The following is a 24,445-nucleotide window of genomic DNA, read 5'->3' as shown; positions in this document are numbered from 1 at the left end:
CTTACCTCATGTCTTGCCAGAGCCGACCTAACGTGCCAGCCCAACTTATTCCTGCGTACACACATCACATTCAGCGCAGTTCAACTATCAAAGATTCTGAGAAATGAAGCCCAGCATCTGATCCGCTGTGGAGATGACCTTGGAGTTCATCTCGTAAGCGCGCTGGGTGGTGATCATGTTCACCAGTTCCTCAACCACACTTACGTTGGAGTTTTCCAAGGTGTTTTGCAGCGTCGTACCCAAGCCATTCAAGCCCGGAGTACCGACTTGCGGTGCACCACTGGCGGCTGTTTCCAGAAACAAGTTATTGCCGATTGCTTCCAGGCCCGCCGGGTTGATGAAGTCAGCGGTTTGCAGGTTGCCGACAATTTGTGGCTGCGGGTCGCCTGCTGTGGTCACGGATACCGTGCCATCCTCACCGACGGTGAAAGTACGCACTTCGTTCGGCAGTACGATGGCAGGCTCAAGCGGGTAACCGTTGGATGTTACAACTTGACCATCAGAGTTCAGGTGGAAGCTACCGTCGCGGGTATAGGAGACCGTACCGTCCGGCATCAGAATCTGGAAGAAACCACGACCGTTGATGGCCATATCCAACGGCTGCTCAGTCGTTTGCAAGCTGCCTGCAGTGAACACTTTCTGCGTTCCAACCACTCGCACACCGGTACCCAGCTGCAAACCGGATGGCAGTTGACTGTCCTGGGTGGACTGACCACCTGGCTGGCGACGGATCTGGTAGAGCAGGTCTTCAAACTCCGCACGATCGCGCTTGAAACCTGTTGTCGAGACGTTAGCCAAGTTGTTGGAAATGGTGGTCAGGTTCATGTCCTGGGCGGTGAGGCCCGTTTTGCTGACCCAAAGTGCTGGAAGCATGGTGTTTCTCCTTGGGCGACGATTTACCGTCGCCGCATTGTGATCATCAGGTCATCTGCAAGACGCGGGCCATAGCTGAAGAATTATCCTCAGCGGTACGCATCATTTTTACTTGCAGCTCGAACTGACGGGACAAGGACAAGATCGCTGTCATTTCCTCAACAGCATTGACGTTGCTCGACTCAAGAAAACCCGAGGTAACCTCCACCGTTGCATCAGCCTCAACAGCCCCCTGCCCGGTGTAACGGATCATGCCGTCCTGACCTTTCTCCATTTGTTTTAGGTCGGGGTTAACCAGCTTGATACGGTCCACTTCCGCCAACACATTCGGCGCCTCACCCAAAGCCCGAATGGAGATGGTGCCATCGGCGCCAATCTCGATTTTTTGCTCCGGCGGTACAGCAATAGGCCCGGCATTGCCCATCACCGGCAAACCATTGCCGGTACGCAACACCCCGAGGGCATCAACATTGAGACTGGCAGTACGCACATAAGCTTCACCACCATCAGGCGCTTGGACGGCAATCCAACCCTGGCCACCAACGGCCACATCCAGATCGCGCCCCGTCTCCTGCAGAGAGCCAGGGGTGAAATCAGTCCCTGGACGCTCACTCATCGCGTACACCCGCGCCGGAAAACTGTCACCAAAAACAGGCATCGAACGAGCCTGTTCAAAATCCCGTCGAAAACCCGTAGTGGATATGTTGGCCAAATTGTTGGCATGGGCACGCTGAGCCAGCGTGTTCTGGTGCGCCCCAGTCATGGAGACGTAAAGCATCTTGTCCATGTTGATCCTCCGCGTGGGCCATCGCCCTTTGCTCAATACAGGCTATTAAGCAAAGGATGTGCCAAACCCTAAAAGAATCACAAGGCATTGATTTTGCTAGCTTAAATAGAAAAAGGCTCCCACGGGAGCCTTTTTTATGACGCTTTGAATGCCGCTTGAAGCGAAAACCAATCAACACGCCTCGCCAAGCGTCAAAGCCTTAACGCAGGTTGATGATGGTCTGCGTGATTGCACTCTGAGTTTCGATGGTTTTAGCGTTCGCTTGATAGTTACGCTGGGCCACAATCAGGTTAACTAGCTGGTCAGACAGTTCAACGTTGGAGTCTTCCAGCGCCCCGCCTTGTAGCGCACCCAAAGTACTACTCATCGGCTCGCCGATTGCGGGCTCCCCAGACTCAAATGTTTGCACCCAAGAGGTTTTTCCCACGGGTGTCAGCCCTTGGATATTAGCGAAATTGGCTAGCAATATCTGACCTTGAGCCTTTGTCTGTCCATTGGTGTAACGAGCCAAAATGACACCGCTGTCGTCCACCTCCAAGCCAGATAGCTGGCCGGTAGTGAAGCCATCCTGATTGATGGTGTTAACACCAAACCGCGCGTTGTATTGGGTTGAGCCCCGCATATCGAATGTAATACCAGATGCAGCCGCACTATTCGGAACCATAGTACCTGGGTTGGCCGGGTCCGCCTCAGCTGGCACCCAAGTCCCTTCAGGCAGGGCAAATACACCATTAGGAGCATCAACAGGGATAGCCGGCGTATCAGTGGGTTGTGGAGGCACGCTGACCACCAGCGGGGTAAATGCCGGCTCATTCAGCTGGCCCGACTCGTTGAAGTCAAGAGCGTAACTATATGGTTGTGTGCTGGAGGGATCAGCCGGGTTCACACCATCGATCAACACATGCATTGTCCAACCGTTGTTAGCCGGTGCTTCATTTTTAACGAAGTACTGGGTCATTACGTGAGCATTACCCTGTGCATCGTAGATGTTGGTCGACGTTGACTCGTTGTAAGACAGTGGATCACTCGGATCAAATGTCGGTGCAGCCATGGTGCCCGCGTTGGCCGGGCGTACCTGTGTCGAGTTCAGGTTCAGCGTTTGCGCAACCTTGGTCGTCGCCTTAGGTTCCTGCTGATCCACTTGAATACGCAGATCAGCCTTCACCTTGATCAGGTTGCCGTCTATGTCTGCAGCATATCCTTGGAGGCGCTGACCAAAGTTGTTGACGATGTATCCGTCTCGATCAGTACCGAAATACCCAGCGCGAGTATAGCTAATAGCCCCGTTGTCACTGGTAATGAAAAAGCCATTGCCATTAACTGCCAAGTCCAGTGGGTTCTGGGTGTAGTTGATATTGCCTTGGTTAAACTGCTGAGAAACATCCCCCAGCATCACACCACTGCCTTGCTGGTTTTTGCCTGTACCCAACACAGAGGCTGCGTAAACATCAGCAAACTCGGCACGTGAGGCTTTAAAACCAGTAGTCCCCGCGTTAGCAATGTTATTACCGGTTACGTTCAAGTCATTGTTGGCAGCGCGCAGGCCACTGAGACCAATATTGAAACTCATAAAAAACTCCTATGCCGGCCAGCCGGCGAGCAAAAACAGAAATCTACTGACCGATAACCTGAACCTGTGAGAGCGGAACACTGCCAATCCCGGCCAAGTTCAACACCAACTCGGAACCACCCAGCGTGACGCTGTCCACATTCGCCGGAAGCATCGTGTACAAGCCTTTAGTCCCATCTGAATAACTGGCCTGCGCCTCAAACTTGTAAGTGCCCGGCGGCAATGTATTGCCGCTTGCATCTTTGCCATCCCAGATAAAGCTGACGTTGCCAGCCTCTTGAGCGCCAAGATTGACACGACCGACTGCTGCCCCCGCTTGGTCATAAACGTTGACGTAAACGTTGCCACTGCTAATAGGCAAAACAAGGCTGGCTTTAAAACTTTCACTGGTATCAACCAGTGCTTTGTCAGTCGGGATGACGACCTTAGTGCCGACCATTGACGAGGCCTGGAGCGCCTGGGATGACTGATACCCCCCAAGCAGCGCCTCCATGCTGGTATTGAGTTTCTCAACACCCTCAACCTGACTGAACTGAGCCAGCTGAGCGATAAACTCACCGTTACCCTGAGGCTCAAGCGGGTTCTGGTTATTCAGCTGAGCAACCAGCAGCTCCAGAAATTGGTTCTTGCCAAGCTCATTGGACTTGGCACCGTTATCCTGCTTGATCTGATACTGATCAAGCACAGACCCCGTAACATTACTAACCGTGCTCATCTGCGTTGCACTCCTGATCCGCCGCTTACTGGCCCAATGTCAGCACACGCTGCATCATTTGCTTGGCGGTATTCATCATTTCGGTGTTGGTCTGGAAAGCACGACTGGCGGAAATCATGTCGGCCATTTCTTCCACTACGTTCACATTCGGGTAGTACACATAGCCGTTTTCGTCCGCCGAAGGGTGGTTCGGCTCGTACCGCGGCATCAGCGTGCTCTGATCCTCAACGATGCCCAAGACCTGCACACCCACACCGGCGTTATCCTGATCAGCAAACAGCGAGCCACGATCTCCCCCTTGCTGAGCAGCCTGTTGGTACATGGTGGCAAACACCGGATGCCGCGCACGGTAGGTCTGATCAATACTGGAAGAGACCGTTTCGGCGTTAGCAATGTTGCTTGAAATGGTATTGAGGCGAGTGCTCTGGGCACTCATACCAGTACCGGCAATGTTGAACACACTGAGAAGAGACATGGTGAAGGCTCCTGTTATTCGCCACGCAGGGCGCCAATCAGCCCTTTGAATTTACTGTTGAGCAGAGTGAAGCTGGCCTGAAAGTTGACCGAGTTCTCCGCGTAATTGGACTGCTCGATCTGCAGGTCGACCGTGTTGCCATCAATAGAAGGATGCAACGGTATGCGGTAATCCAAGTCACCTTCTCCGATACCAACCCCTTCACCGGCAATGTGCTTGGCATCTGTACGATCCAGACTGATATGCCCTTTGTCGTTTTTGGCGCTTTGCGCCGCCAGCACATTGGCGAAGGTCAGATCGCGCGCTTGGTAGTTAGGGGTGTCAGCATTGGCAATGTTGTTAGCCAGCACTTCTGCACGCTGAGCGCGGAAGCCCAGTGCCTTCTCATGGATGCCGAGTGCCCGGTCGAAGTTGATGCTCATGGTCAGTAACCTATTCCGGTTGCCGTTATGTAATTCGTCGCCAATCCTTAAGCAAAGCCTGTGCCACGTTTAAAAATCCTTTTATTTCATAGACTTAACAAAATACAAACGCCATAAACCTGACAAAGCGGCAAAAGTTTTCCGCCAAACTGCCAGCATCGGCAATGACAAACCCACAAAAGCCACGACACGTGACAGAAACCCGTCACTCGTCTGAAATCCTGCTTTCAGCGGTTACAGGTTTTGGCTCTGGGCACCTGCCCCACCGTACAAGTCAGACGCGCGTAGCCAGAAGCCTCATTGAATGCGACTGGAAAATAGAAACAGATGTCTTTGACAAGCATTCTCATTCACATTAGTATCTCGACCATTCACTAAGCCCTTTCATGAGCGTGAAACATGTACGTTTGTCTTTGCGAAGGTGTTACTGACGGTCAGATCCGTGAAGCTATTTACGAAGGCTGCTGCAGCTATCGTGAAGTGCGTACCAGTTTGGGTGTGGGCACCCAATGCGGGAAATGCGCTTGCTTGGCGAAGCAAGTCGTGCGTGAGACGCTCAGCGAAGTGCAAAGCAGCCAGTCCGCCCTCGCCTATTCGGCAAGTTTTGTTGCTGCTTAATTAGCTAAGAAGTTGAAAGCCGGACCTTGTGTCCGGCTTTTTTATGCCTGTAATTCAAGAGCTTAGCGCTCAGATGCAGAACTAAAGCCTTCTCATTCATATTAATTTTAACTTTAAATTCAAATACTTAGGTTTGACAGCCCCTATGCTCCGGGCCAGAATCTATCGACATTCCAACCCATTCAAGGCAGAAGCAGACATGAAAGGCGACAAGAAAGTCATCCAGCATCTGAACAAGATCCTCGGTAACGAGTTGGTCGCAATCAACCAATACTTCCTGCATGCGCGCATGTACGAAGATTGGGGTCTGAAAAAAATCGGTGAGCACGAATACCACGAGTCCATCGACGAGATGAAGCATGCGGACAAGCTGATCAAACGCATTCTGTTTCTGGAAGGTCTACCCAACCTGCAAGACTTGGGCAAAATCCTGATTGGTGAAAACACCAAAGAGATGCTTGAGTGCGATCTGAAGATCGAGCACAAAGCCCACGCTGATCTAAAAGCTGCCATCGCCTATTGTGAAAGCGTTGGCGACTACGCCAGTCGCGAGCTGCTTGAAGACATCCTCAGCTCGGAGGAAGAGCACATCGACTGGCTGGAAACCCAACTGAGCCTGATCGAATCCGTCGGCCTGCAGAACTACCTGCAATCGCAGATGGAAGAGTGATCTCACTCATCAGAAACGGGAGCCTAGGCTCCCGTTTTTTTATGCCTGCTCAAATGCCATGGGTTTTTCCAGACGAAAAAAAACCGATGCACTGGCATCGGTTTTTTCAGCTTTCAGACCTCAGGCGCTGGCGCCCTGCACAGCTTCTTTGATCAGGCTCTGCAATTCGCCCTTCTCAAACATCTCAACCATGATGTCGCTGCCGCCAACCAGCTCACCCTTCACCCACAGTTGCGGGAAAGTCGGCCAGTTTGCGTATTTCGGCAGATTAGCGCGAATCTCCGGGTTCTGCAGGATGTCGACGTAAGCAAACTTCTCACCGCAGCCCATCACAACTTGAGCAGCTTTGGCAGAAAAACCGCATTGCGGCGCATTCGGCGAGCCTTTCATGTACAGAATAACGGTGTTATTGGCGATCTGCTCTTTGATGGTTTCGATGATATCCATGGGGCACCTCAGAACTTGACTAACCCGACCAGCAGGTCGGCACGGTGGCGGCATTGTATAGAAAAGCCGAGCGTAATGCTCGGCCTTACGCGTCAAGACATCGGTTGATACAGCATGTCAAGCAGCCACCACATGGACGGGCACCGCATTTAAAGCTGCATTGCCGGATAAATGATCGAGCACCCGCTCATCAGTCAGATCATTGACGCTGGCACCGGGCAGTTCACTGGCAATCCCCAGTTGAACGCCGCTCCGCCGGTGCCCCCAGCCATGGGGCAGGCTCACCACGCCGGGCATCATGTCGGTACTGACGCCCATCTCAACCTCTATCTCCCCCACACGCGAAACAACCTTTACCCGCTGCCCGTCTTGCAGGCCAAGACGCTCCGCGTCAGCAGGATGCATCAACAGGTGTTGACGCGGTTTACCTTTCACCAAGCGGTGATAGTTGTGCATCCAGGAGTTATTACTACGCACATGGCGTCGACCAATCAGTAATAGCTGACCATCGGTGGCACAAGGTTGCTCGGCAAAGCGCTGTAGATCAGCCACTAGCGCTTCCGGAGCCGCTTGAACAGCCTGATCAGGCGTTTTCAAACGTCCCGCCAGGTTGGGTTTCAGCGGCCCCAAATCAATCCCGTGAGGATGCTTGAGTAAGGCGGTCACAGAAAGGCCATGGGATGATCGGTCGCCGTAAGGCCCTGCGCGCAAACCTAGGTCTACCATCTCATCAGGTGCCCGTGTTGGTTTGAGCTGCACACCGGTTTTGGCGGCAAATGTCTGGGCCAGCGCGACAAAAATCTCCCAGTCGTGCATTGCACCATCAGGCTTGGGCAAAACGGGCTGATTGAAGCGCGTTACATTGCGCACCGCCAATAAGTTGAAGGTCGCATCGTAGTGATCGTGCTCCAGAGGGGCGGTCGGCGGCAGAATCAGGTCTGCAAAGCGCGTGGTTTCATTGATGTAGAAATCAATGCTCAGCATGAAATCTAACCCATCCAAAGCCCGTTCCAGCTGCCTGCCATTGGGCGTCGATAACACTGGATTGCCCGCTACGGTAATCAGCGCCCTAACCTGCACATCACCAGCCGTTAAAATTTCCTCAGCTAGCGCAGCGACAGGTAATTCGCCGCCAAACTCCGGTAAAGCAGACACCCTACTCTGCCATTGGTTGTAATGACCGCCAGCGGTTGTTGCGACAAGATCCAGGGCAGGCTCCGTGCACAAAGCCCCACCCACACGGTCAAGATTGCCAGTCACCAAGTTAATCAGTTGCACCAGCCATTGGCACAGCGTACCGAATGCTTGGGTGGAAACACCCATGCGCCCGTAACACACCGCAGCAGGAGCACCAGCAAAATCACGTGCCAACTGGCGAATAACAGGAGCTGGAACGGAACAGCGTTCACTCATAGCCTCAGCGGTAAAACTAGCAATCGCCTGACGCACCTCAGCTAAGCCATTGATAGGTAAATGGCTGCTGCGCCCAAGCCCTTCCTCAAATAACGTGTTAAGCAGCCCCAGCAGCAAAGCCGCATCTTGCCCTGGCCTAATAAACACATGCTGGTCAGCAATCGCGGCGGTTTCAGTACGACGCGGATCGACTACCACCAACCGGCCACCACGCCGCTGTATAGCCTTTAAGCGCGCTTCAACATCCGGCACCGTCATGATGCTGCCGTTGGATGCCAAAGGATTGCCGCCGAGAATCAGCATGAAATCCGTGTGATCAATATCAGGGATGGGAAGCAGCAAGCTGTGGCCGTACATCCAGTAACTTGCCAGATGATGAGGCAACTGATCGACCGAAGTCGCAGAAAAACGATTGCGAGTTTTCAACAACCCCAAAAAGTAGTTGCTGTGGGTCATCAGCCCATGATTGTGCACACTGGGATTACCCTGATATACCGCTACGGCATTGCGTCCGTATTGGTTCTGTATATCACTTAGACGCTTGGCAACCAGCTCAAATGCCTCATCCCAACTGATTGACCTCCACTGATCGCCCTCCCGGCGCATGGGCCCCCGTACGCGATCGGGATCGGCTTGGATGTCCTGTAGCGCGACGGCCTTAGGGCAGATATGCCCACGACTAAAGGGATCCTGCGCGTCTCCTTTTATTGAACTCACGCACACGTTGCCGTGATCATCAGTCGTGGTCTCAATCACCAGACCGCAAATCGCCTCGCACAGGTGACAGGCACGGTAATGGACTGCCTTGTTCATAGTCAGGCCTCTTGTTGTACTCATACCTGATACTTACACACACCTGAATATGGCCTCCCCCTACTGAACTTGCCACCAAACCTTGCTGGATGAATCGTCGGTTATCAGAGCGACCAATAGGGCTCAGTGTTAGCCCCTGGCCTGAACAGACACAAAGCAATAGCTATTGGACTCAGTACCCATAGAGCCGGGCCGAGCCTGAAAACAGGTGGCAAGCAAATGTTTGCGATGCCCCCATCGGCATATTTTCGTAACAGCCTTTTTTGCGCGAGTTGTGCAGCGCCACCAGTTGCTTATAAGATCGACGTTTCCCCGTTTCGTCGCACAATGCGGCCCCCAGCCGCAGGTTCTTCTGTTTCTTACGTTTAGGAACGCCAACGAACCTGCGCCCAGCTGTTAAAAGGTAGTTAACGATGAGCGCAAGACACTTTCTCTCCTTTAAAGATTGCACCCCGGACGAACTCAACGGTTTGATCCGCCGCGGCATGGAGCTGAAGGACCTGCGCAATCGAGGGGTTCTTTTTGAGCCGCTGAAAAACCGCGTGCTGGGCATGATCTTCGAAAAAGCCTCCACCCGTACCCGCCTCTCGTTTGAGGCCGGCATGATTCAATTGGGCGGCCAAGCTATTTTCCTGTCGCCCCGCGATACACAACTGGGCCGTGGTGAGCCAATCTGCGATGCAGCCAGGGTAATGTCACGCATGCTGGATGCTGTCATGATCCGTACGTTTGCCCACAGCACCCTGACAGAATTTGCAGCTAACTCGCGAGTGCCCGTCATCAACGGCCTGTCAGATGATCTGCACCCATGCCAACTACTGGCCGATATGCAGACCTATCAAGAGCATCGCGGCAGCATCAAGGGCAAGACCGCAGCTTGGATCGGCGACGGCAACAATATGTGCAACTCGTACATCGAGGCGGCTATTCAGCTGGACTTCCAACTGCGTGTAGCCTGCCCTGAAGGGTACGAGCCGGACGCCCGCCTGCTGGAAGAAGCCGGTGATCGCGTACAGGTTGTGCGCGACCCGCGCGAAGCCGTAGCCGGTGCACACTTGGTTTCAACTGACGTATGGGCCTCCATGGGCCAGGAAGATGAAGCCGCCGAGCGCATGGCGCTGTTCCGTCCTTATCAGGTCGACCGTGCCCTGCTCGATGCGGCGGCCGAAGATGTACTGTTCCTGCACTGCCTGCCCGCCCACCGAGGTGAGGAAATCAGCGAAGACCTGCTGGATGACCCACGTTCCGCCGTGTGGGATCAAGCTGAGAACCGCCTGCACGTGCAGAAAGCCCTGCTCGAGTTTCTGGTTGAGCCGGCGTATCACCACGCATGAACCACGTATTGCTTAACCTGCGGGACCTGAGCTGCAGCTACGATGCTCACAAGGTGGTGCAAAACCTCAACTTGCATCTGAATGCAGGCGACATCGGTTGCCTGCTCGGCCCCTCAGGCTGCGGCAAAACCACCACATTGCGCGCTATTGCCGGTTTTGAGCCTGTTCACAGTGGCGAGATTCAGCTTGCCGGAACAGTGATTTCCAAAGCCGGTTACACCCTCGCCCCAGAAAAGCGCCGCATTGGCATGGTATTTCAGGATTACGCCCTTTTCCCTCATCTGAGTGTGGCGGAAAACGTAGGCTTTGGCATCCGCAAGCAGGCCAACTGCGAGCGAGTGGTCAATGAGCTGCTGGCGCTGGTCAAGCTGGAGCACCTCAGTAAGCGCTACCCACATGAGCTTTCTGGCGGCCAACAGCAGCGAGTTGCACTGGCTCGCGCACTGGCGCCAGAACCCCAGTTACTGCTGCTTGATGAGCCATTCTCCAACCTCGATGGCGAACTGCGTCGGCGCCTTAGCCATGAGGTCCGTGAGATTCTAAAGGCCCGTGGCACCAGCGCTATTCTGGTCACCCATGATCAAGAAGAGGCCTTCGCCGTGAGCGATCTGGTCGGGGTATTCAACCAAGGCCGGCTTGAACAGTGGGACACGCCCTACAACCTTTACCATGAGCCGCACACTCCATTTGTGGCGAGCTTTATCGGCCAGGGGTATTTCATTCGCGGCCAATTACTCAGCCCTGACTCGGTGCAGACTGAGCTTGGCGTCATTCGCGGTAATCGCGCCTACAACCTGCCGGCAGGCAGCGCGGTTGATGTCCTTTTGCGCCCGGACGACATTGTTTACGAACCCAACAGCGAACAGCAGGCTAAGATCGTCGGCAAGACATTCCTCGGTGCTGCCACACTGTATCGGCTGCAGCTGCCAACCGGTACGCAGCTGGAAGCGATCTTCCCCAGCCATGCCGACCATCAACCTGGTCAACAAGTAGGCATCAGGGTCGCGGCGGACCATCTGGTGATCTTCCCAGCCCAAGGAAGCATCGCTGCCCAGGTCAACCTCAGCGACAACGGTGTCAGGCGCTACAGCGGCGCCTGATAATTAGAGCGCCAGCAGCAGCTCTCCTCTGGCCACCAATACGGCGTGGCCAGCGATCTTCACCCGCTCTCCATGCAACTCACATTGCAACTCACCGCTACGGGCTGAACACTGCCGAGCAATGAGTGACTGCTTACCAAGTCGCTCAGCCCAATAAGGCGTAAGCATGCAGTGAGTTGAACCGGTGACGGGGTCCTCATCAATCCCAATAGCCGGTGCAAAGTAACGGGAGACAAAATCATGCTGTTCTCCGGGCGCCGTGACCAGCAGGCCCAATCCTGGTAAACGAGCCACCGCCGCCAAGTCAGGCTGGCAGGAACGCAATTCCTCTTCAGAGGAAACCACGGCCATCAGCTCCTGAATGCCCCCGTCCTCCATCAAGGCCAACAGCTCCAACACAGGCAGCCCTAGGGCTTGATCAACTGCGGGGTTATGTTCGACCTGCTGCACCCTCCGCACCGGAAAATCCAACACCAGCTGAGTCCCCTTACGAGCAACACGCAGCGCACCTGAGAGGCTGGCGAATTCAATTACCTCAGCGCTTTCGCCATACACCTCATACAGCACATGGGCGCTCGCCAACGTGGCGTGACCGCATAAGGGCACCTCGGCCTTTGGGGTGAACCAACGAATGCGCCACTGATCGTCTTCACGGACCACAAACGCGGTCTCCGCCAAATTATGCTCAGCAGCAATCCGCTGCATTTGCACGTCTTTGAGCCAATTTGAGAGTCGATAAACGATGGCTGGGTTACCACTGAATGGAACCGACGTAAACGCATCAACCTGAAAGTATTCGAGCGACATATAAGCCTCGACTGGATAGTTCAGGCCAGTATGCAGAAAACAGAAAACCATCGTTGAAACAGTTACCAGCAATTACTCAGATACAGTCTGAGCCAAGCGGGTCAGTTTTCTTTCACACCGTAAGCGTGGAAAAGTGCTTGCAGGCGTCCGTTGGCGCGGAAACGCTTTAAGCCTTGATCGAAAATTTCGGCGTAACGCCTGCTGGAATCAAGCACAGGAGAGAATGCCAAATAGATGGCGACATCAGGGACACGGCAACCGGTCTGACGCAATGAGCCTGGGCGCCCTTCTCTAGCCAGGAGCGCCTCAACCACCCAGGGGTTTTCAAGAACAACGTCTAGCCTTTTGCGCCGCAGTTTACCCAAGCTCAGAGACAGCGCTTTGTCTCCAGCGGCCAGCTGCACCCGAGAACTGTTATGACGGTATGTGTTGATATAGGCGTTCAGTGCATCACCGTAACTGTAGTCGTTGATGACCCCTAAACGCTGCCCTGCCAAAGACTTCACCCCGTCCCACTGCCAAGTTGAGTCACTGCGGGTGTAAAAACAGTTCCGGGACATTGCCATCGGCGTCTGATGAAACATGAAGTCGGGTGCATCTTCAATCCCAGCTCCAATAGCCGCATTAATCTCGCCGCGCCTAACCAACTGCAGTGTTCTAGCCCAATTCATGGTTTGGTAGTCGAGCGTAATACCAGACTCGGCAAAAATCTCCCGCACTAGCTCAACAAATATGCCAGGACGGGAGGAGCTAGCTTCGCAATTGACCGGGCACCACTCGTCCCCAGCAATAACTAAAGTTTCAGCTTTTGAAATGCTAGCGTAACTGAGCAGTAGCAATAGCAACCCATGACCAGCAAGTAAACGTATCAACGACATGCACAGCCCATGTTTCAATGCGATCGGTATAAACCGCGCCTCGTGCTAACGGCGTGGCAACTCTTGATTACAACTGGCAAGTTACAGCTTGTACCAAATCAACGGCCATCAAGGCCAGCGCTACTCTCGCCCAATCGAGGCAAACTGGGCCTGGGTTAACTCACACAAAGCACTGGCAGCCAGCTGCACCTCAAGGCCACGCCTTCCGGCACTGACATACACAGAAGCAAAAGACTGCGCAGTGTCATCAATAAACGTACGCAGGCGCTTTTTCTGCCCAAGAGGGCTGATCCCCCCCAACAGATAGCCTGTCGCACGCTGAGCGGCGGCAGGGTCAGCCATATCAACCTTTTTTACACCTGCTGCATGGGCCAACGCTTTTAGATCCAACGTTCCGGCGACTGGTACGACAGCCACCAGCAACTCCCCCTTTTCACTGCTGACCAGTAACGTTTTGAACACCTGCGCGGGGTTTAAGGCGAGCTTCTCTGCTGCCTCAAGCCCATACGAAGCGGCTTTCGGGTCGTGCTCATAACTGTGGACCTGATGCTCAATGCGGCGTTTTTTCAGGAGATCCAAAGCAGGAGTCATCGTTACATCTCTAGCGAGTCCGGAAATACGGTCGCCAAATGTAGGGCAAAAGCGCTGCTGACTCCAGACTGCTGTAACTGATACCTAGAGGTTTAGCTGGCACAAATTGACCAGCCATCGGTCAGATAGGTACATATGTTCACTTTCGATCTTTGACAGTATCTTTTCAGGGCTTTATTTTTTCACTTCCGAAAATATGGAAACGAATTTCATCATGGATGGTTTGCGTTATGGAGGCCTTGAGCCGTTCCTGTTGTTGGCGCCTACCTGGCATCACAACAATAAGGAATATGCTCAATCATGACTGCCTCAAGCCAAAATCCCACCCTGCTTGGTCAATGTATTGCTGAGTTTCTGGGGACTGCACTGCTCATTTTCTTTGGCACCGGCTGCGTTGCAGCGCTCAAGGTCGCAGGTGCCAGCTTTGGGCTTTGGGAAATCAGCATCATCTGGGGGGTGGGCGTTAGCCTGGCGATCTATCTCAGCGCCGGAGTCTCTGGCGCTCACCTGAATCCAGCGGTCAGCATCGCCCTCTCCCTATTTGCAGACTTCGAGAAACGCAAGCTGCCGTTCTATATCCTCGCTCAGATCGCCGGGGCCTTTAGTGCAGCGGCATTGGTGTATTACCTCTACAGCAATCTCTTTATTGATTACGAACAGAGCCACAACATGATTCGTGGCACGCAGGCTAGCCTGGAACTGGCCTCAGTATTTTCCACCTACCCGCACCCTGCCATTACCGTTGGCCAGGCATTTGTCGTGGAGCTGGTCATCACAGCAGTGCTAATGGCGGTGATCATGGCTCTGACTGATGACAACAATGGTCTGCCTCGAGGCGTTATGGCACCCCTGCTAATCGGCCTGTTGATTGCTGTAATCGGAAGCGCCATGGGCCCTCTTACCGGTTTCGCTATGAACCCTGCCCGGGATTTGGGCCCTAAGCTAATGACATACCTCGCGGGTTGGGGTGAGATGGCCTTCACCGGTGGACGCACAGTGCCCTATTTTCTAGTTCCGATCTTCGCGCCCATCGTCGGAGCCTGCCTAGGGGCCGCCCTTTACCGCGGGCTGATTGCACGTCACCTGCCCAACCCCGTACCACCAACAGAAGGCACTGCCAGCCCTCAGAACAACGCGCACGCTTAATCAGCAAGCCGCCCACATTCATTTGTAGTAAGGCCACCACCATGACAGACAGCCAAAATAAGAACTACATCATCGCACTCGACCAAGGCACTACCAGCTCCAGGGCCATTATTTTTGACCGCAACGCCAATGTGGTCGGCCTTTCACAGCGCGAATTCGCCCAGCACTACCCGCAAGGCGGCTGGGTTGAGCACGACCCCATGGAAATTTTTGCCACCCAGAGCGCAACCATGGTCGAAGCCCTGGCCCAGGCCTCAATCAGCCACGATCAAGTGGCCGCAATCGGTATCACCAATCAGCGTGAAACCACCGTTGTTTGGGACAAACACACCGGCCGCCCGGTGTATAACGCCATCGTCTGGCAGTGCCGTCGCAGCACAGAAATCTGCCAGCAGCTTAAGCGTGATGGCCACGAAGACTACATCCGCGAAACCACGGGCTTGGTAACTGATCCCTACTTCTCCGGAACCAAACTGAAGTGGATTTTGGACAACGTTGAAGGCGCCCGCGAACGCGCGGAAAAAGGTGACCTGCTATTTGGCACCGTCGACAGTTGGCTGATCTGGAAATTCAGCGGCGGCAAGGTGCACGTAACCGACTACACCAACGCTTCGCGCACCATGCTGTTCAACATCCACACCCTTCAATGGGATGAAAAGATGTTGCAGCTGCTGGATATCCCGAAACAGATGCTGCCGGAAGTGCGCTCCTCCTCCGAAGTCTACGGCTACACCAAAAGCAATATCGCCATTGCAGGTATTGCCGGTGACCAGCAGTCCGCACTCTTTGGGCAAATGTGCGTCAACCCTGGCGAAACCAAAAACACCTACGGCACCGGCTGCTTCCTGCTGATGAACACCGGAAAAAAAGCCGTTAAATCGGTCCACGGCCTGCTCACTACCTTGGCGTGCGGCCCCCGTGGCGAACCAGCCTATGCGCTGGAAGGTGCTGTATTCAACGGTGGCTCCACCGTGCAGTGGCTGCGCGATGAGCTGAAGATCGTAAATGACGCCTATGACACCGATTACTTCGCCAGCAAAGTCAAAGACAGTAACGGCGTTTACCTAGTGCCAGCCTTTACGGGCCTAGGCGCACCCTACTGGGACCCTTACGCTCGAGGCGCACTGTTCGGCCTTACTCGAGGAGTAAAAGTCGACCACATCATCCGTGCCGCATTGGAATCCATCGCCTACCAGACACGCGATGTGCTGGACGCCATGCAACACGACTGCGGAGAACGCCTTAGCGCGCTTCGGGTAGACGGTGGCGCCGTAGCGAATAACTTCTTGATGCAGTTCCAGGCCGACATTCTGGGCACCAAGGTCGAGCGCCCTCAGATGCGTGAAACCACAGCCCTCGGTGCTGCTTATCTGGCCGGTTTGGCCACAGGATTCTGGAGCAGCCTGGATGAGCTGCGCGATAAAGCTGTCATTGAAAGGGAGTTCCTACCGCAACTGGCTGACACTGAGAAGGAACAGCTCTATGCCGGCTGGAAAAAAGCCATCGAACGCACCCGTAACTGGCAGGAACACGACTGAAAGCCCTTACACATGCCGACATAGCCTGAACCGTCACACACAGGCTGCTTTGTCGGCATGTATTGTGGAATGGCACGCTTTTCCTGATGATGGCGTGCCTCTTCCGACACTCTGTAAGGATGGTCAATGAATCTGCCACCACGACAACAGCAAATCCTCGAACTGGTTCGTGACCGCGGTTACGTGAGCATTGAGGAAATGGCTCAACTGTATGTGGTGACCCCGCAGACCATCAGGCGTGACATTAATCAACTCGCCGAGCTGAACATGCTGCGTCGTTATCACGGCGGCGCCGCTTACGACTCAAGTGTCGAAAACACCGCCTACTCCATGCGAGCCGACCAGATGCGCGACGAAAAACAGCGCATTGCCGAAGCGGTGGCCAGCCAGATTCCCGACCACGCCTCGCTCTTCATCAACATCGGCACCACCACTGAAACCATCGCCCGCGAGCTTCTCAATCACACTGGCCTCAAAGTCATCACCAATAATCTGCACGTTGCTGCCCTACTAAGCAGCAAAGCAGACTTTGAAGTGCTAGTGGCCGGAGGAACCGTACGCAGTGATGGCGGCGTGGTGGGCCAGGCGGCTGTGGATTTCATCCAGCAATTCAAGGTCGACTATGCCATTGTTGGCATTAGCGGTATTGACGAAGACGGCAGCCTGCTGGATTTTGACTATCAGGAGGTACGGGTTTCACAAGCCATCATCCACAACGCCCGTCAGGTCATTCTCGCCGCAGACTCAAGCAAGTTCGGCCGCAATGCCATGGTGCGGCTGGGCTCAATCAGCCTGATTGATTGCCTGGTAACCGATCAGCCTCCTTCCCCAGCGTTCTCCCAACTCCTGCACCAGCATAAGATTCGTCTCGATGTGATCTGAGCACACTCTGCGCGCCTGCCAATTTCCTTCGCAACACATGCACTGCTGATCGTCCGTCTGTCATCCAAAATCCGTTTACTGGGTTTACGGCTGGTCGTAGGCGTTTTGCTGCGCTAGTATTTTCGAAATCGAACATTGATGTTCACAATCGATACCAAGATACACAAAGGAGGCTCACCGTGTCGACCACCCATACCCCCTCAACCGCACAACCCGACGTGTACGATCTGGTTGTAATCGGCGGCGGCATTAACGGAGTGGGCATCGCGGCTGACGCAGCCGGACGCGGCCTATCCGTTTTCCTTTGTGAAAAAGACGACCTGGCCAGCCACACCTCGTCGGCCAGCAGCAAACTGATTCATGGTGGCCTGCGTTATCTGGAGCATTATGAATTTCGCCTGGTGCACGAGGCACTGGCTGAGCGGGAAGTGCTGCTGAGCAAGGCCCCGCATATCGTTAAACCTATGCGTTTTATCCTGCCCCACCGCCCTCATCTGCGACCAGCCTGGATGATTCGCTGCGGCCTATTTCTCTACGACAATCTGGGCAAACGCAAACAACTGGGCGCCTCCAGCGGTCTGAAGTTTGCTTCAGACCATCCACTGCAATCGCATATCAGTCGGGGCTTCGAATACGCCGACTGCACAGTAGATGACGCACGACTGGTAGTCCTTAATGCCATAGCAGCCCGTGAACACGGCGCTCAAATCCACACTCGTACCCGCTGCACCCACGCACAACGGCTGGACGGTGTTTGGCAGGTAGAGCTGCAACACGCCGATGGCACTACCCGCAGTATCCGCGCCCGCGCCCTCGTCAATGCCGCCGGCCCGTGGGTCTCCAGCTTTATCCGCGACGACCTCAAGCAGAAATCGCCCTATGGCATCCGCCTGATTCAGGGCAGCCACATCATCGTGCCGAGACTTCACGACCTGCCCCAATCATTTATTTTGCAAAACGAAGACAACCGGATTGTTTTTGTTATTCCTTATCACGATCAATTCACGCTGATCGGCACGACTGATAAGGAGTACAACGGCGATCCGGCTAAGGTATCCATATCCGATGACGAAATTGGCTACCTGCTCAACGTCGTCAACAGCCACTTCAAACGGCAGATACTGCGTAGCGACATCGTCAGCAGCTACTCAGGCGTACGCCCGCTATGTGATGACGAATCAGACAACCCCTCAGCAGTGACCCGGGACTACACACTAGCGCTCAGTGAAAAAAGTGAAGGTGCGCCCCTACTGTCCGTTTTTGGCGGCAAGCTGACCACCTACCGCAAGCTGGCGGAAGCTGCGATGCACCAGCTAGCTGAGTTCTTCCCCAAAATGGGTCCAGCCTGGACCAAAACCGCCCCACTGCCCGGTGCCGAGAAAGTCACTGATCTGCGTGAGCTCGCCGGCGAGATCGCCAGCAGCTACAACTGGCTCCCAGGGAGTGTCATCAAGCGCTGGGTAAACACCTACGGCTCACGCACATGGGCCATGTTGGAGGGCGTGAGAACCCTAAATGACTTGGGCGAACATTTAGGAAGTGGCTTGTACACCCGCGAAGTCGACTACCTGCGTGAACACGAGTGGGCGCTAACAGCTGAAGACATCCTCTGGCGCCGCAGTAAGCTGGGCTTGTATCTGAGTCAGGAACAACAAGACAGGCTCGCGCAATACCTGAACGAAGTCACCAATATCCAGCCATCACAAGAACAGGCTATCGCCCACTGAGACGAAGCAGCGCACAGCTATCTGGCGCTGATCAGCAGAGAAAATCGGAACGAAAAAAAAGGGCGACATAGTCGCCCCAAGTTGCCTTGCGTGCCCCTGAATCGGCAGGATTCAGCTCTTCTTGCTATCGCGCTTACGTGCGTCCTGCCAGATGAAATAACCAACCGCCCCGACGAAAGCAACCATCAAACCGACAGTGCCAATACCTGCGAGAACAACTGTATCGATGAACATGGTGCCTCCTGTTTATGGTGTAACCCGTGTGGGAATGGCTACACCTTAACAGGCGGGCCGCCTGGCAAATTGATCCAGATCAACGGCTACCAAGCGGTATTGACAGAGATGACAGGGAACTGATCCAGATCAACTAATCAGCCCTACAACAGGCGGGGATTAACGCTTTTTCGGCTTTTTAGCGGGCTTTTTCTTTTTGCCCTTAGGCAGAGGAAGGGCCTGCTCGAAGGCAGCCCGCACCTCATTGAGTTTCTTCTCATGCAGGTCATGGATGCGCTTGTCACGTTCCGCGGAGAAGTCGATCAGCTTAGGAGCATTGCTCATAGCAGACTAATCACCCGTAAGTAAGACACAAGATGTACCCCTCTAATACTCTGAATCTAAAGCCAACGACAGTGATTAAAGAGGATATGAACTTCATCACTGCCGCTGCATTCGGCTCAGAAACCAGATGAATATAGATTGTTGAAGCAGTAATTGGTTGCAGCCACATAACCTTCTGCGCTACCACAATCGAATCGCTGACCTTTGAACTTGTATGCCAGCACACAGCCTTGCTGAGCCTGCTTCATCAAGGCATCAGTAATCTGGATTTCCCCACCTTTCCCAGGCTCTGTCTCAGCGATCAGATCAAAAATATCAGGCGTAAGAATATAGCGGCCAATGATGGCAAGATTGGACGGTGCTTCTTCCGGCTTAGGTTTTTCAACCATGCTATTTACGCGGAAAATATCATCGCGGATCATCTCCCCAGAGATAACACCGTATTTATGGGTTTGATCTCGCGGCACTTCCTGAATTGCAACAATAGAGCAACGGAATTGGTTATAGAGCTTGACCATTTGTTGCAATACGCCATCGCCCTCGATATTCAAGCAAAGGTCATCAGCCAACACCACAGCAAAGGGCTCGTCACCAATTAAAGGGCGGCCACAGAGAATTGCATGACCGAGACCTTTCATTTCAACCTGACGCGTGTAAGAAAATGTGCAGTTTTCTATCAACTTACGCGTACCAGCAAGGTACTTCTCTTTATCAGTCCCCTTGATCTGATGCTCAAGCTCATAACTGATATCGAAGTGATCCTCTAATGCACGTTTACCACGCCCTGTAACAACAGCCATATGCTGAATCCCGGCATCCTGAGCCTCTTCTACAGCATACTGAATCAATGGCTTGTTAACGATTGGAAGCATTTCCTTTGGCATAGCCTTAGTGGCAGGGAGAAAACGGGTTCCGTAGCCAGCTGCTGGGTACAAACATTTGCGAATCATGAGCAACCCTAAAAACTAATGTTATGAACGGCTAAACCGAATGAAGTCACTTCCTGCGAGCCAAACGTAGCCTCAAGAATACCCATGTGGATTTCGTGACTGCCAACGCCAAGTATCCTCCATCATTTGAGCCAGGCTTCTCTTTGCTTTCCAACCCAGCTCCCGTTCGGCTTTTGACGAATCAGCCCAGCACTCGGCGATATCACCCGAACGACGAGGCGCTATTCGATAAGGCAACGTCTTACCGCAAGCGACCTCAAATGCCCGCAACATCTGTAGGACGCTATATCCATTTCCAGTACCTAGGTTCCAGATATGAACCCCCTGGCGACCAGTAATAACCTGCAACGCCTTGAGATGCCCGTCAGCGAGATCAACGACATGAATGTAGTCGCGCACACCGGTACCATCTGAAGTTGGATAATCCCCACCAAAAATCGCCAGTTCACTCAACTTCCCAACAGCGACCTGAGCAATAAAAGGCAATAGGTTATTTGGTATACCTTCTGGATCCTCGCCAATTAACCCACTGTCATGCGCACCAACAGGATTGAAGTAGCGTAAAAGTGCAATGCTCCAGCGAGCATCAGAATTCGCCAAATCCCCCAGCACCTCCTCCACCATCAGCTTTGAGCGGCCATAAGGATTAGTCGGGGTACCGGTTGGGAAATCTTCACGGATAGGCATTTGCTTCGGCTCACCATAGACCGTGGCAGAAGAGCTAAAAACCAGAGTAAATACGCCAGCAGCAGCCATCGCCTGACAAAGCGTTATGGTGCCGGATACATTGTTTTCATAATACGCCAGCGGCTCACGCACACTTTGACCAACAGCCTTAAGGCCTGCGAAGTGAAGCACACATGAAATACGGTGTTCTGTAAACAACTTATCAAGCAACGCTCTGTTGCGGATATCACCCTCGACAAAATCAAGTGAACACCCGCTGATTGACTCAATTCGACGTAATGACTCAACCGAGCTATTACACAAACTATCGAGTACGACTACTTCGTAGCCCGCCTCAAGTAAAGCCAAAACAGTATGTGACCCAATGTAACCAGCTCCACCAGTTACTAGGACTTTATTACTCACAAGTCAAAATCCGCCGTTAGTCAAGTCATTGCCACTCATTTGGGCAGTCACGCATCCAATCTTCAAAAGCTGAGTCGAGTGTGTATTGATAAGGATAGCCATTATCCACGAGATACCCAGGGTGAATATTATTGGAGCGAACCAGCTTTTTAATCCTCACGGGACTAAATGGGTGATTAATCCGAAGCGGCTTGGCAATGAGATCAATACCATATGCTACAGCCAACAACAGCGGATAAGGGATAGCTGGAACCTTGCGCTGTACTCCAGCAACCCTACAAACAGTATCTACATACTCTTTAATAGAAGGGCCTGGATTCATAGACATGTTGAACAAAGTGAAATGTTCAGCCTTATCTTTCTGGCGCGACAAAACCCAACACATGGCCGCACAGAGCTCCTTCACGTAAGTACCAGCCTTACGCGTGCTACGGTTGCCCATATAGAAAAAGTACCGCTTAAGAACAGCCTTAACCAGACGAGAGACATTGCCACCCTCTCCAGGGCCGAAAACTACACCTGGACGGACGATGACCAAATGTCGATTATTGCTATCGGCTGCCAACCAGGCCTGATGGATTTTCTCAGCAACCAATTTGGAGCCACCATATGCAGTGACCGGCACGGGCAATGAGCGCTCATCCTTCTGCTGCTCGCTAGGGCCGTAAGGGGAAATGGAGCTAGTAAAAATGACCTCGTTGCACCCAACCTCTGCGGCCCACGCGCAAACATTTTCTGCGCCGGCCAAATTGGTTTCGTAATACTCATAATCTGCATGACCAGGTTCACGGTGCACCGCAGCGAAATTGGCAATAAGCGCAATTGGTTCTTCTGGCCGCCAAGTCACAGACTGACGAACGTCTCCGCTTACTTCAACAATACGGGGATCGTCTTGCACCAACTGAGCTCTGAATGGAAACGGCTTGTCAGCAACCTGTTCTCGGTCATAAAGATAAACCTTTTCAAACCCTTCATGCCGCAGAAGATGTTTGGCGAAAAACACGCCTATAAACCCAGAACCACCGAAAATAACCGCCGTTTTCATTGATCTCTCCATATCAACTTGAGCATTCATTATTCTTGTTTCACGCCTTTAAATTTACGCTCGAGAAGACCAATAGCCTTTTTGAAGAGATTCTCACCTTCAATATTGATAACAGGAAGATATTTTATCTGTGCCGGATCAATATTTTTCTCAACCCAGACATTCAGCAAGCGCTCCGCCAAGAATCCGAAGACACGACCTTGGTAAGCACCGTAACTCTTGTAAGGGATACGTTTTTCTAATTCAAAAAGAATCGAGAACAGCCAGCTACAATAACTGTTAAAAAGATCAGCACGCATAAAAAACATATTGTAGAGCGAAACACGCGTGCGCCCCATTACTGTATCAAAGGATGCAACATACTCAGGATGTTTCTCACTCAGCACTTGTCGTAGCGCATCAAGATCACTCGCATTGTGTGCATTCACATAGTGCTTACGAACACTCTCAATCCAATAATTGCGGGGCTTAGACAGCAAGATTGAATAACCATCGAGCTGTTTCAACAAATCCTCGGTAGCCGCTATAGCCTTACCCGCAACCCGTACCCCATCCCCGCTGACCGGTTTGAAATATCGGCGATAGTGCGCAAGCCCGTAAAAGTCAGATGCTTGATTTTTCCATAACCAATATAGCCCCGTGAGTTCACAAAATGACTTGTTCAAATGGGAAATATTATCCCCAGAATCATCACCCGTGATATTCAGCTTATTAGCTGCCAGGGATCTACCAACCTGTACTGGTAAATAACCCTTATCCTCAGGGAACTCATAGTCTTTGTGCGCCGCAACCATCAGAGATACAGAAGAACTCATTAAATAGGCTCCACAAAGAACGTTGGAATAGACTCACCATTTTCTTTTGCAGCCAAGAATAAATCTGCGGCCTGCAATGCCTCGGCGATGGTCACATCCATATCAAGATAGCGATATGTACCCAGACGCCCTACAAACGAAACGCCTTGCTCACGCCGAGCAAGTTCAACATACTGTTTGAGCTGTTCCTGCTCACCAACCAAACGAATTGGGTAGTAAGGGATATCGTTTGGCTCACAGCTACGACTGAACTCCTTGAATGCCACCGTCTTTTCATGTGACTCCCAAGGTGCGAAATATTTATGCTCGGCAATCCGGGTAAACGGAACGGACTCATCACCATAGTTCATAACAGCGCAACCTTGGTAATCGCCATCAGCGCGGATTTCCTCGAAATCTAGCGTGCGATAACCCAAGCGCCCTTCAGAGTAGCCAAACCACTCATCAATGGGCCCACTGTAAAAAACATGCTCATATCCCTTAGTCTGATCACGGGAAAGCTTAGTTCCTAATTCAACAGTGATATTAGGATGGTCCAACATTCGCTCAACAATGCTGGTGTACCCATCTTTAGGCATCCCCTGGTACTTATGATTGAAGTAGTTATCATCATAGTTAAATCGGACAGGCAGGCGCTTGAGGATGCTGGCAGGCAATTCGCTCGGTTCTAAGCCCCACTGCTTCTTTGTATAGCCTTTGAAAAATGCCTCGTAGAGGTCCTTGCCTACGAAGCGTAAGGCCTGCTCCTCGAAACTTTGAGGATCTTCAATCGACGAATCGCCAATAGATGCAAGAAACTCTTTCGCCTGCGCCGGGCTCAATGTCTTGTCAAAAAATTGATTAATGGTATGAAGGTTAATAGGCAGGGAATAGACTGAACCACCAACAGTCGACTTAACCCGATTCACATAAGGCATAAACTCACCGAACTGGGTGATAAACTGCCATACGCGCTCATTGTCAGTATGGAAAATGTGAGGGCCGTAGCGGTGGATCATTACACCGCTATTGGCATCACGCTCTGAGTGACAATTACCAGCCAGATGTGTCCGACTATCTACTACACATACTGTTTTATCCCTACTGGCTAGACAACGAGCAATAACCGCCCCAGAAAAGCCTGCACCAATAATTAAAATCATCAACTCCTCCACTTATAGAACGACAACGGGGCAGAAG

Annotated in this window: 26 protein-coding genes; 8 read left to right on the top strand and 18 right to left on the bottom strand. The window is 52.8% G+C overall.

Annotated features, from left to right (window positions below; translation table 11 throughout):
- Positions 1-87: 87 nt before the first annotated feature.
- The 6 genes from flgG to flgB all read right to left on the bottom strand — a co-directional run bounded on the left by flgG (position 88) and on the right by flgB (position 4,842).
- Positions 88-873: a flagellar basal-body rod protein FlgG gene (flgG, locus tag WG219_07485; protein ID WXL27285.1), complete on the bottom strand. Its 786-nt coding sequence runs from the start codon at positions 871-873 to the stop codon at positions 88-90.
- A gap of 46 nt (positions 874-919) precedes the next feature.
- Positions 920-1,660 (bottom strand): flagellar basal body rod protein FlgF, encoded by a 741-nt coding sequence (locus WG219_07480; protein WXL27284.1) that lies wholly within the window; start codon positions 1,658-1,660, stop codon positions 920-922.
- Positions 1,661-1,859: 199 nt separating this feature from the next.
- Positions 1,860-3,230, bottom strand: a complete 1,371-nt coding sequence (gene flgE, locus WG219_07475) for a flagellar hook protein FlgE (protein ID WXL27283.1) — start codon at positions 3,228-3,230, stop codon at positions 1,860-1,862.
- 43 nt (positions 3,231-3,273) lie between these two features.
- Positions 3,274-3,945: a flagellar hook assembly protein FlgD gene (locus tag WG219_07470; protein ID WXL27282.1), complete on the bottom strand. Its 672-nt coding sequence runs from the start codon at positions 3,943-3,945 to the stop codon at positions 3,274-3,276.
- A 25-nt stretch (positions 3,946-3,970) separates the two neighbouring features.
- The gene (flgC, locus tag WG219_07465; GenBank protein ID WXL27281.1) at positions 3,971-4,420 is read right to left on the bottom strand and encodes a flagellar basal body rod protein FlgC; all 450 of its coding nucleotides are present in this window, start codon (positions 4,418-4,420) and stop codon (positions 3,971-3,973) included.
- 14 nt (positions 4,421-4,434) lie between these two features.
- Positions 4,435-4,842 carry a flagellar basal body rod protein FlgB gene (gene flgB / locus WG219_07460; protein ID WXL27280.1) on the bottom strand — a complete coding sequence of 136 codons (408 nt, stop codon included), beginning with the start codon at positions 4,840-4,842 and terminating at the stop codon, positions 4,435-4,437.
- A gap of 399 nt (positions 4,843-5,241) precedes the next feature.
- On the opposite strand from flgB, the gene WG219_07455 reads away from it, so the two are divergent.
- Entirely contained in the window at positions 5,242-5,460 is a 219-nt protein-coding gene (locus WG219_07455; GenBank protein ID WXL27279.1) for a bacterioferritin-associated ferredoxin, read from the top strand.
- Between the two features lie 199 nt (positions 5,461-5,659).
- Entirely contained in the window at positions 5,660-6,130 is a 471-nt protein-coding gene (gene bfr, locus WG219_07450) for a bacterioferritin (protein WXL27278.1), read from the top strand.
- Between the two features lie 120 nt (positions 6,131-6,250).
- Here bfr and grxD read toward each other — a convergent pair whose 3' ends face one another.
- Positions 6,251-6,577: a Grx4 family monothiol glutaredoxin gene (gene grxD, locus WG219_07445; protein WXL27277.1), complete on the bottom strand. Its 327-nt coding sequence runs from the start codon at positions 6,575-6,577 to the stop codon at positions 6,251-6,253.
- A gap of 117 nt (positions 6,578-6,694) precedes the next feature.
- The gene (locus tag WG219_07440) at positions 6,695-8,803 is read right to left on the bottom strand and encodes a molybdopterin oxidoreductase family protein (GenBank protein WXL27276.1); all 2,109 of its coding nucleotides are present in this window, start codon (positions 8,801-8,803) and stop codon (positions 6,695-6,697) included.
- 413 nt (positions 8,804-9,216) lie between these two features.
- On the opposite strand from WG219_07440, the gene argF reads away from it, so the two are divergent.
- Both argF and WG219_07430 read left to right on the top strand, forming a co-directional pair.
- Positions 9,217-10,137, top strand: a complete 921-nt coding sequence (gene argF, locus WG219_07435; protein ID WXL27275.1) for an ornithine carbamoyltransferase — start codon at positions 9,217-9,219, stop codon at positions 10,135-10,137.
- Complete coding sequence (locus WG219_07430; GenBank protein WXL27274.1) at positions 10,134-11,237, top strand: ABC transporter ATP-binding protein; 1,104 nt, start codon at positions 10,134-10,136, stop codon at positions 11,235-11,237. The genes argF and WG219_07430 overlap by 4 nt, the downstream gene beginning before the upstream one ends.
- Positions 11,238-11,240: 3 nt before the next feature.
- On the opposite strand, the gene WG219_07425 is transcribed toward WG219_07430, so the two are convergent.
- The 3 genes from WG219_07425 to ybaK form a co-directional block, all read right to left on the bottom strand.
- A complete protein-coding gene (locus tag WG219_07425; protein WXL27273.1) occupies positions 11,241-12,044 on the bottom strand; it encodes a PhzF family phenazine biosynthesis protein in 804 nt (267 codons plus the stop codon).
- A gap of 101 nt (positions 12,045-12,145) precedes the next feature.
- Positions 12,146-12,940, bottom strand: a complete 795-nt coding sequence (locus tag WG219_07420) for a transporter substrate-binding domain-containing protein (protein WXL27272.1) — start codon at positions 12,938-12,940, stop codon at positions 12,146-12,148.
- A gap of 102 nt (positions 12,941-13,042) precedes the next feature.
- The gene (ybaK, locus tag WG219_07415) at positions 13,043-13,513 is read right to left on the bottom strand and encodes a Cys-tRNA(Pro) deacylase (protein WXL27271.1); all 471 of its coding nucleotides are present in this window, start codon (positions 13,511-13,513) and stop codon (positions 13,043-13,045) included.
- Positions 13,514-13,813: 300 nt separating this feature from the next.
- Here ybaK and WG219_07410 point away from each other — a divergent pair, with 300 nt between their 5' ends.
- From WG219_07410 to glpD, 4 genes are all read left to right on the top strand, one after another.
- On the top strand, positions 13,814-14,659 hold the full coding sequence (locus WG219_07410; protein WXL27270.1) for an MIP/aquaporin family protein: 846 nt from the start codon (positions 13,814-13,816) through the stop codon (positions 14,657-14,659).
- Positions 14,660-14,700: 41 nt separating this feature from the next.
- Positions 14,701-16,197 carry a glycerol kinase GlpK gene (glpK, locus tag WG219_07405; GenBank protein WXL27269.1) on the top strand — a complete coding sequence of 499 codons (1,497 nt, stop codon included), beginning with the start codon at positions 14,701-14,703 and terminating at the stop codon, positions 16,195-16,197.
- 126 nt (positions 16,198-16,323) lie between these two features.
- The gene (locus WG219_07400; protein ID WXL27268.1) at positions 16,324-17,079 is read left to right on the top strand and encodes a DeoR/GlpR family transcriptional regulator; all 756 of its coding nucleotides are present in this window, start codon (positions 16,324-16,326) and stop codon (positions 17,077-17,079) included.
- 179 nt (positions 17,080-17,258) lie between these two features.
- A complete protein-coding gene (gene glpD, locus WG219_07395; protein ID WXL27267.1) occupies positions 17,259-18,806 on the top strand; it encodes a glycerol-3-phosphate dehydrogenase in 1,548 nt (515 codons plus the stop codon).
- Between the two features lie 111 nt (positions 18,807-18,917).
- Here glpD and ccoM read toward each other — a convergent pair whose 3' ends face one another.
- From ccoM to glf, 7 genes are all read right to left on the bottom strand, one after another.
- The gene (gene ccoM / locus WG219_07390; GenBank protein ID WXL27266.1) at positions 18,918-19,040 is read right to left on the bottom strand and encodes a cytochrome c oxidase subunit CcoM; all 123 of its coding nucleotides are present in this window, start codon (positions 19,038-19,040) and stop codon (positions 18,918-18,920) included.
- A gap of 159 nt (positions 19,041-19,199) precedes the next feature.
- Positions 19,200-19,364 carry a hypothetical protein gene (locus tag WG219_07385; protein WXL27265.1) on the bottom strand — a complete coding sequence of 55 codons (165 nt, stop codon included), beginning with the start codon at positions 19,362-19,364 and terminating at the stop codon, positions 19,200-19,202.
- Positions 19,365-19,480: 116 nt separating this feature from the next.
- Positions 19,481-20,314 carry a UTP--glucose-1-phosphate uridylyltransferase GalU gene (gene galU / locus WG219_07380; GenBank protein WXL27264.1) on the bottom strand — a complete coding sequence of 278 codons (834 nt, stop codon included), beginning with the start codon at positions 20,312-20,314 and terminating at the stop codon, positions 19,481-19,483.
- A gap of 72 nt (positions 20,315-20,386) precedes the next feature.
- Positions 20,387-21,406, bottom strand: a complete 1,020-nt coding sequence (galE, locus tag WG219_07375) for a UDP-glucose 4-epimerase GalE (protein WXL27263.1) — start codon at positions 21,404-21,406, stop codon at positions 20,387-20,389.
- 25 nt (positions 21,407-21,431) lie between these two features.
- The gene (locus WG219_07370; protein ID WXL27262.1) at positions 21,432-22,481 is read right to left on the bottom strand and encodes an NAD(P)-dependent oxidoreductase; all 1,050 of its coding nucleotides are present in this window, start codon (positions 22,479-22,481) and stop codon (positions 21,432-21,434) included.
- A complete protein-coding gene (locus WG219_07365) occupies positions 22,481-23,266 on the bottom strand; it encodes a DUF4422 domain-containing protein (protein ID WXL27261.1) in 786 nt (261 codons plus the stop codon). Before WG219_07365 ends, WG219_07370 begins: the two co-directional genes overlap by 1 nt.
- On the bottom strand, positions 23,266-24,408 hold the full coding sequence (glf, locus tag WG219_07360; protein WXL27260.1) for a UDP-galactopyranose mutase: 1,143 nt from the start codon (positions 24,406-24,408) through the stop codon (positions 23,266-23,268). Before glf ends, WG219_07365 begins: the two co-directional genes overlap by 1 nt.
- Positions 24,409-24,445: the final 37 nt, after the last annotated feature.

The organism is Pseudomonas mendocina (genome assembly GCA_037482215.1).
Taxonomy (GTDB): domain Bacteria; phylum Pseudomonadota; class Gammaproteobacteria; order Pseudomonadales; family Pseudomonadaceae; genus Aquipseudomonas; species Aquipseudomonas mendocina_E.
This window is presented reverse-complemented; position numbering and strand designations above follow the sequence as displayed.

Excerpts from the sequence above, each read along its gene's own strand:
- flgG (WXL27285.1), bottom strand. The coding sequence starts at position 873 with ATGCTTCCAGCACTTTGGGTCAGCAAAACGGGCCTCACCGCCCAGGAC.
- WG219_07480 (WXL27284.1), bottom strand. The coding sequence starts at position 1,660 with ATGGACAAGATGCTTTACGTCTCCATGACTGGGGCGCACCAGAACACG.
- flgE (WXL27283.1), bottom strand. The coding sequence starts at position 3,230 with ATGAGTTTCAATATTGGTCTCAGTGGCCTGCGCGCTGCCAACAATGAC.
- WG219_07470 (WXL27282.1), bottom strand. The coding sequence starts at position 3,945 with ATGAGCACGGTTAGTAATGTTACGGGGTCTGTGCTTGATCAGTATCAG.
- flgC (WXL27281.1), bottom strand. The coding sequence starts at position 4,420 with ATGTCTCTTCTCAGTGTGTTCAACATTGCCGGTACTGGTATGAGTGCC.
- flgB (WXL27280.1), bottom strand. The coding sequence starts at position 4,842 with ATGAGCATCAACTTCGACCGGGCACTCGGCATCCATGAGAAGGCACTG.
- WG219_07455 (WXL27279.1), top strand. The coding sequence starts at position 5,242 with ATGTACGTTTGTCTTTGCGAAGGTGTTACTGACGGTCAGATCCGTGAA.
- bfr (WXL27278.1), top strand. The coding sequence starts at position 5,660 with ATGAAAGGCGACAAGAAAGTCATCCAGCATCTGAACAAGATCCTCGGT.
- grxD (WXL27277.1), bottom strand. The coding sequence starts at position 6,577 with ATGGATATCATCGAAACCATCAAAGAGCAGATCGCCAATAACACCGTT.
- WG219_07440 (WXL27276.1), bottom strand. The coding sequence starts at position 8,803 with ATGAACAAGGCAGTCCATTACCGTGCCTGTCACCTGTGCGAGGCGATT.
- argF (WXL27275.1), top strand. The coding sequence starts at position 9,217 with ATGAGCGCAAGACACTTTCTCTCCTTTAAAGATTGCACCCCGGACGAA.
- WG219_07430 (WXL27274.1), top strand. The coding sequence starts at position 10,134 with ATGAACCACGTATTGCTTAACCTGCGGGACCTGAGCTGCAGCTACGAT.
- WG219_07425 (WXL27273.1), bottom strand. The coding sequence starts at position 12,044 with ATGTCGCTCGAATACTTTCAGGTTGATGCGTTTACGTCGGTTCCATTC.
- ybaK (WXL27271.1), bottom strand. The coding sequence starts at position 13,513 with ATGACTCCTGCTTTGGATCTCCTGAAAAAACGCCGCATTGAGCATCAG.
- WG219_07410 (WXL27270.1), top strand. The coding sequence starts at position 13,814 with ATGACTGCCTCAAGCCAAAATCCCACCCTGCTTGGTCAATGTATTGCT.
- glpK (WXL27269.1), top strand. The coding sequence starts at position 14,701 with ATGACAGACAGCCAAAATAAGAACTACATCATCGCACTCGACCAAGGC.
- WG219_07400 (WXL27268.1), top strand. The coding sequence starts at position 16,324 with ATGAATCTGCCACCACGACAACAGCAAATCCTCGAACTGGTTCGTGAC.
- ccoM (WXL27266.1), bottom strand. The coding sequence starts at position 19,040 with ATGTTCATCGATACAGTTGTTCTCGCAGGTATTGGCACTGTCGGTTTG.
- WG219_07385 (WXL27265.1), bottom strand. The coding sequence starts at position 19,364 with ATGAGCAATGCTCCTAAGCTGATCGACTTCTCCGCGGAACGTGACAAG.
- galU (WXL27264.1), bottom strand. The coding sequence starts at position 20,314 with ATGATTCGCAAATGTTTGTACCCAGCAGCTGGCTACGGAACCCGTTTT.
- WG219_07370 (WXL27262.1), bottom strand. The coding sequence starts at position 22,481 with ATGAATGCTCAAGTTGATATGGAGAGATCAATGAAAACGGCGGTTATT.
- WG219_07365 (WXL27261.1), bottom strand. The coding sequence starts at position 23,266 with ATGAGTTCTTCTGTATCTCTGATGGTTGCGGCGCACAAAGACTATGAG.
- glf (WXL27260.1), bottom strand. The coding sequence starts at position 24,408 with ATGATTTTAATTATTGGTGCAGGCTTTTCTGGGGCGGTTATTGCTCGT.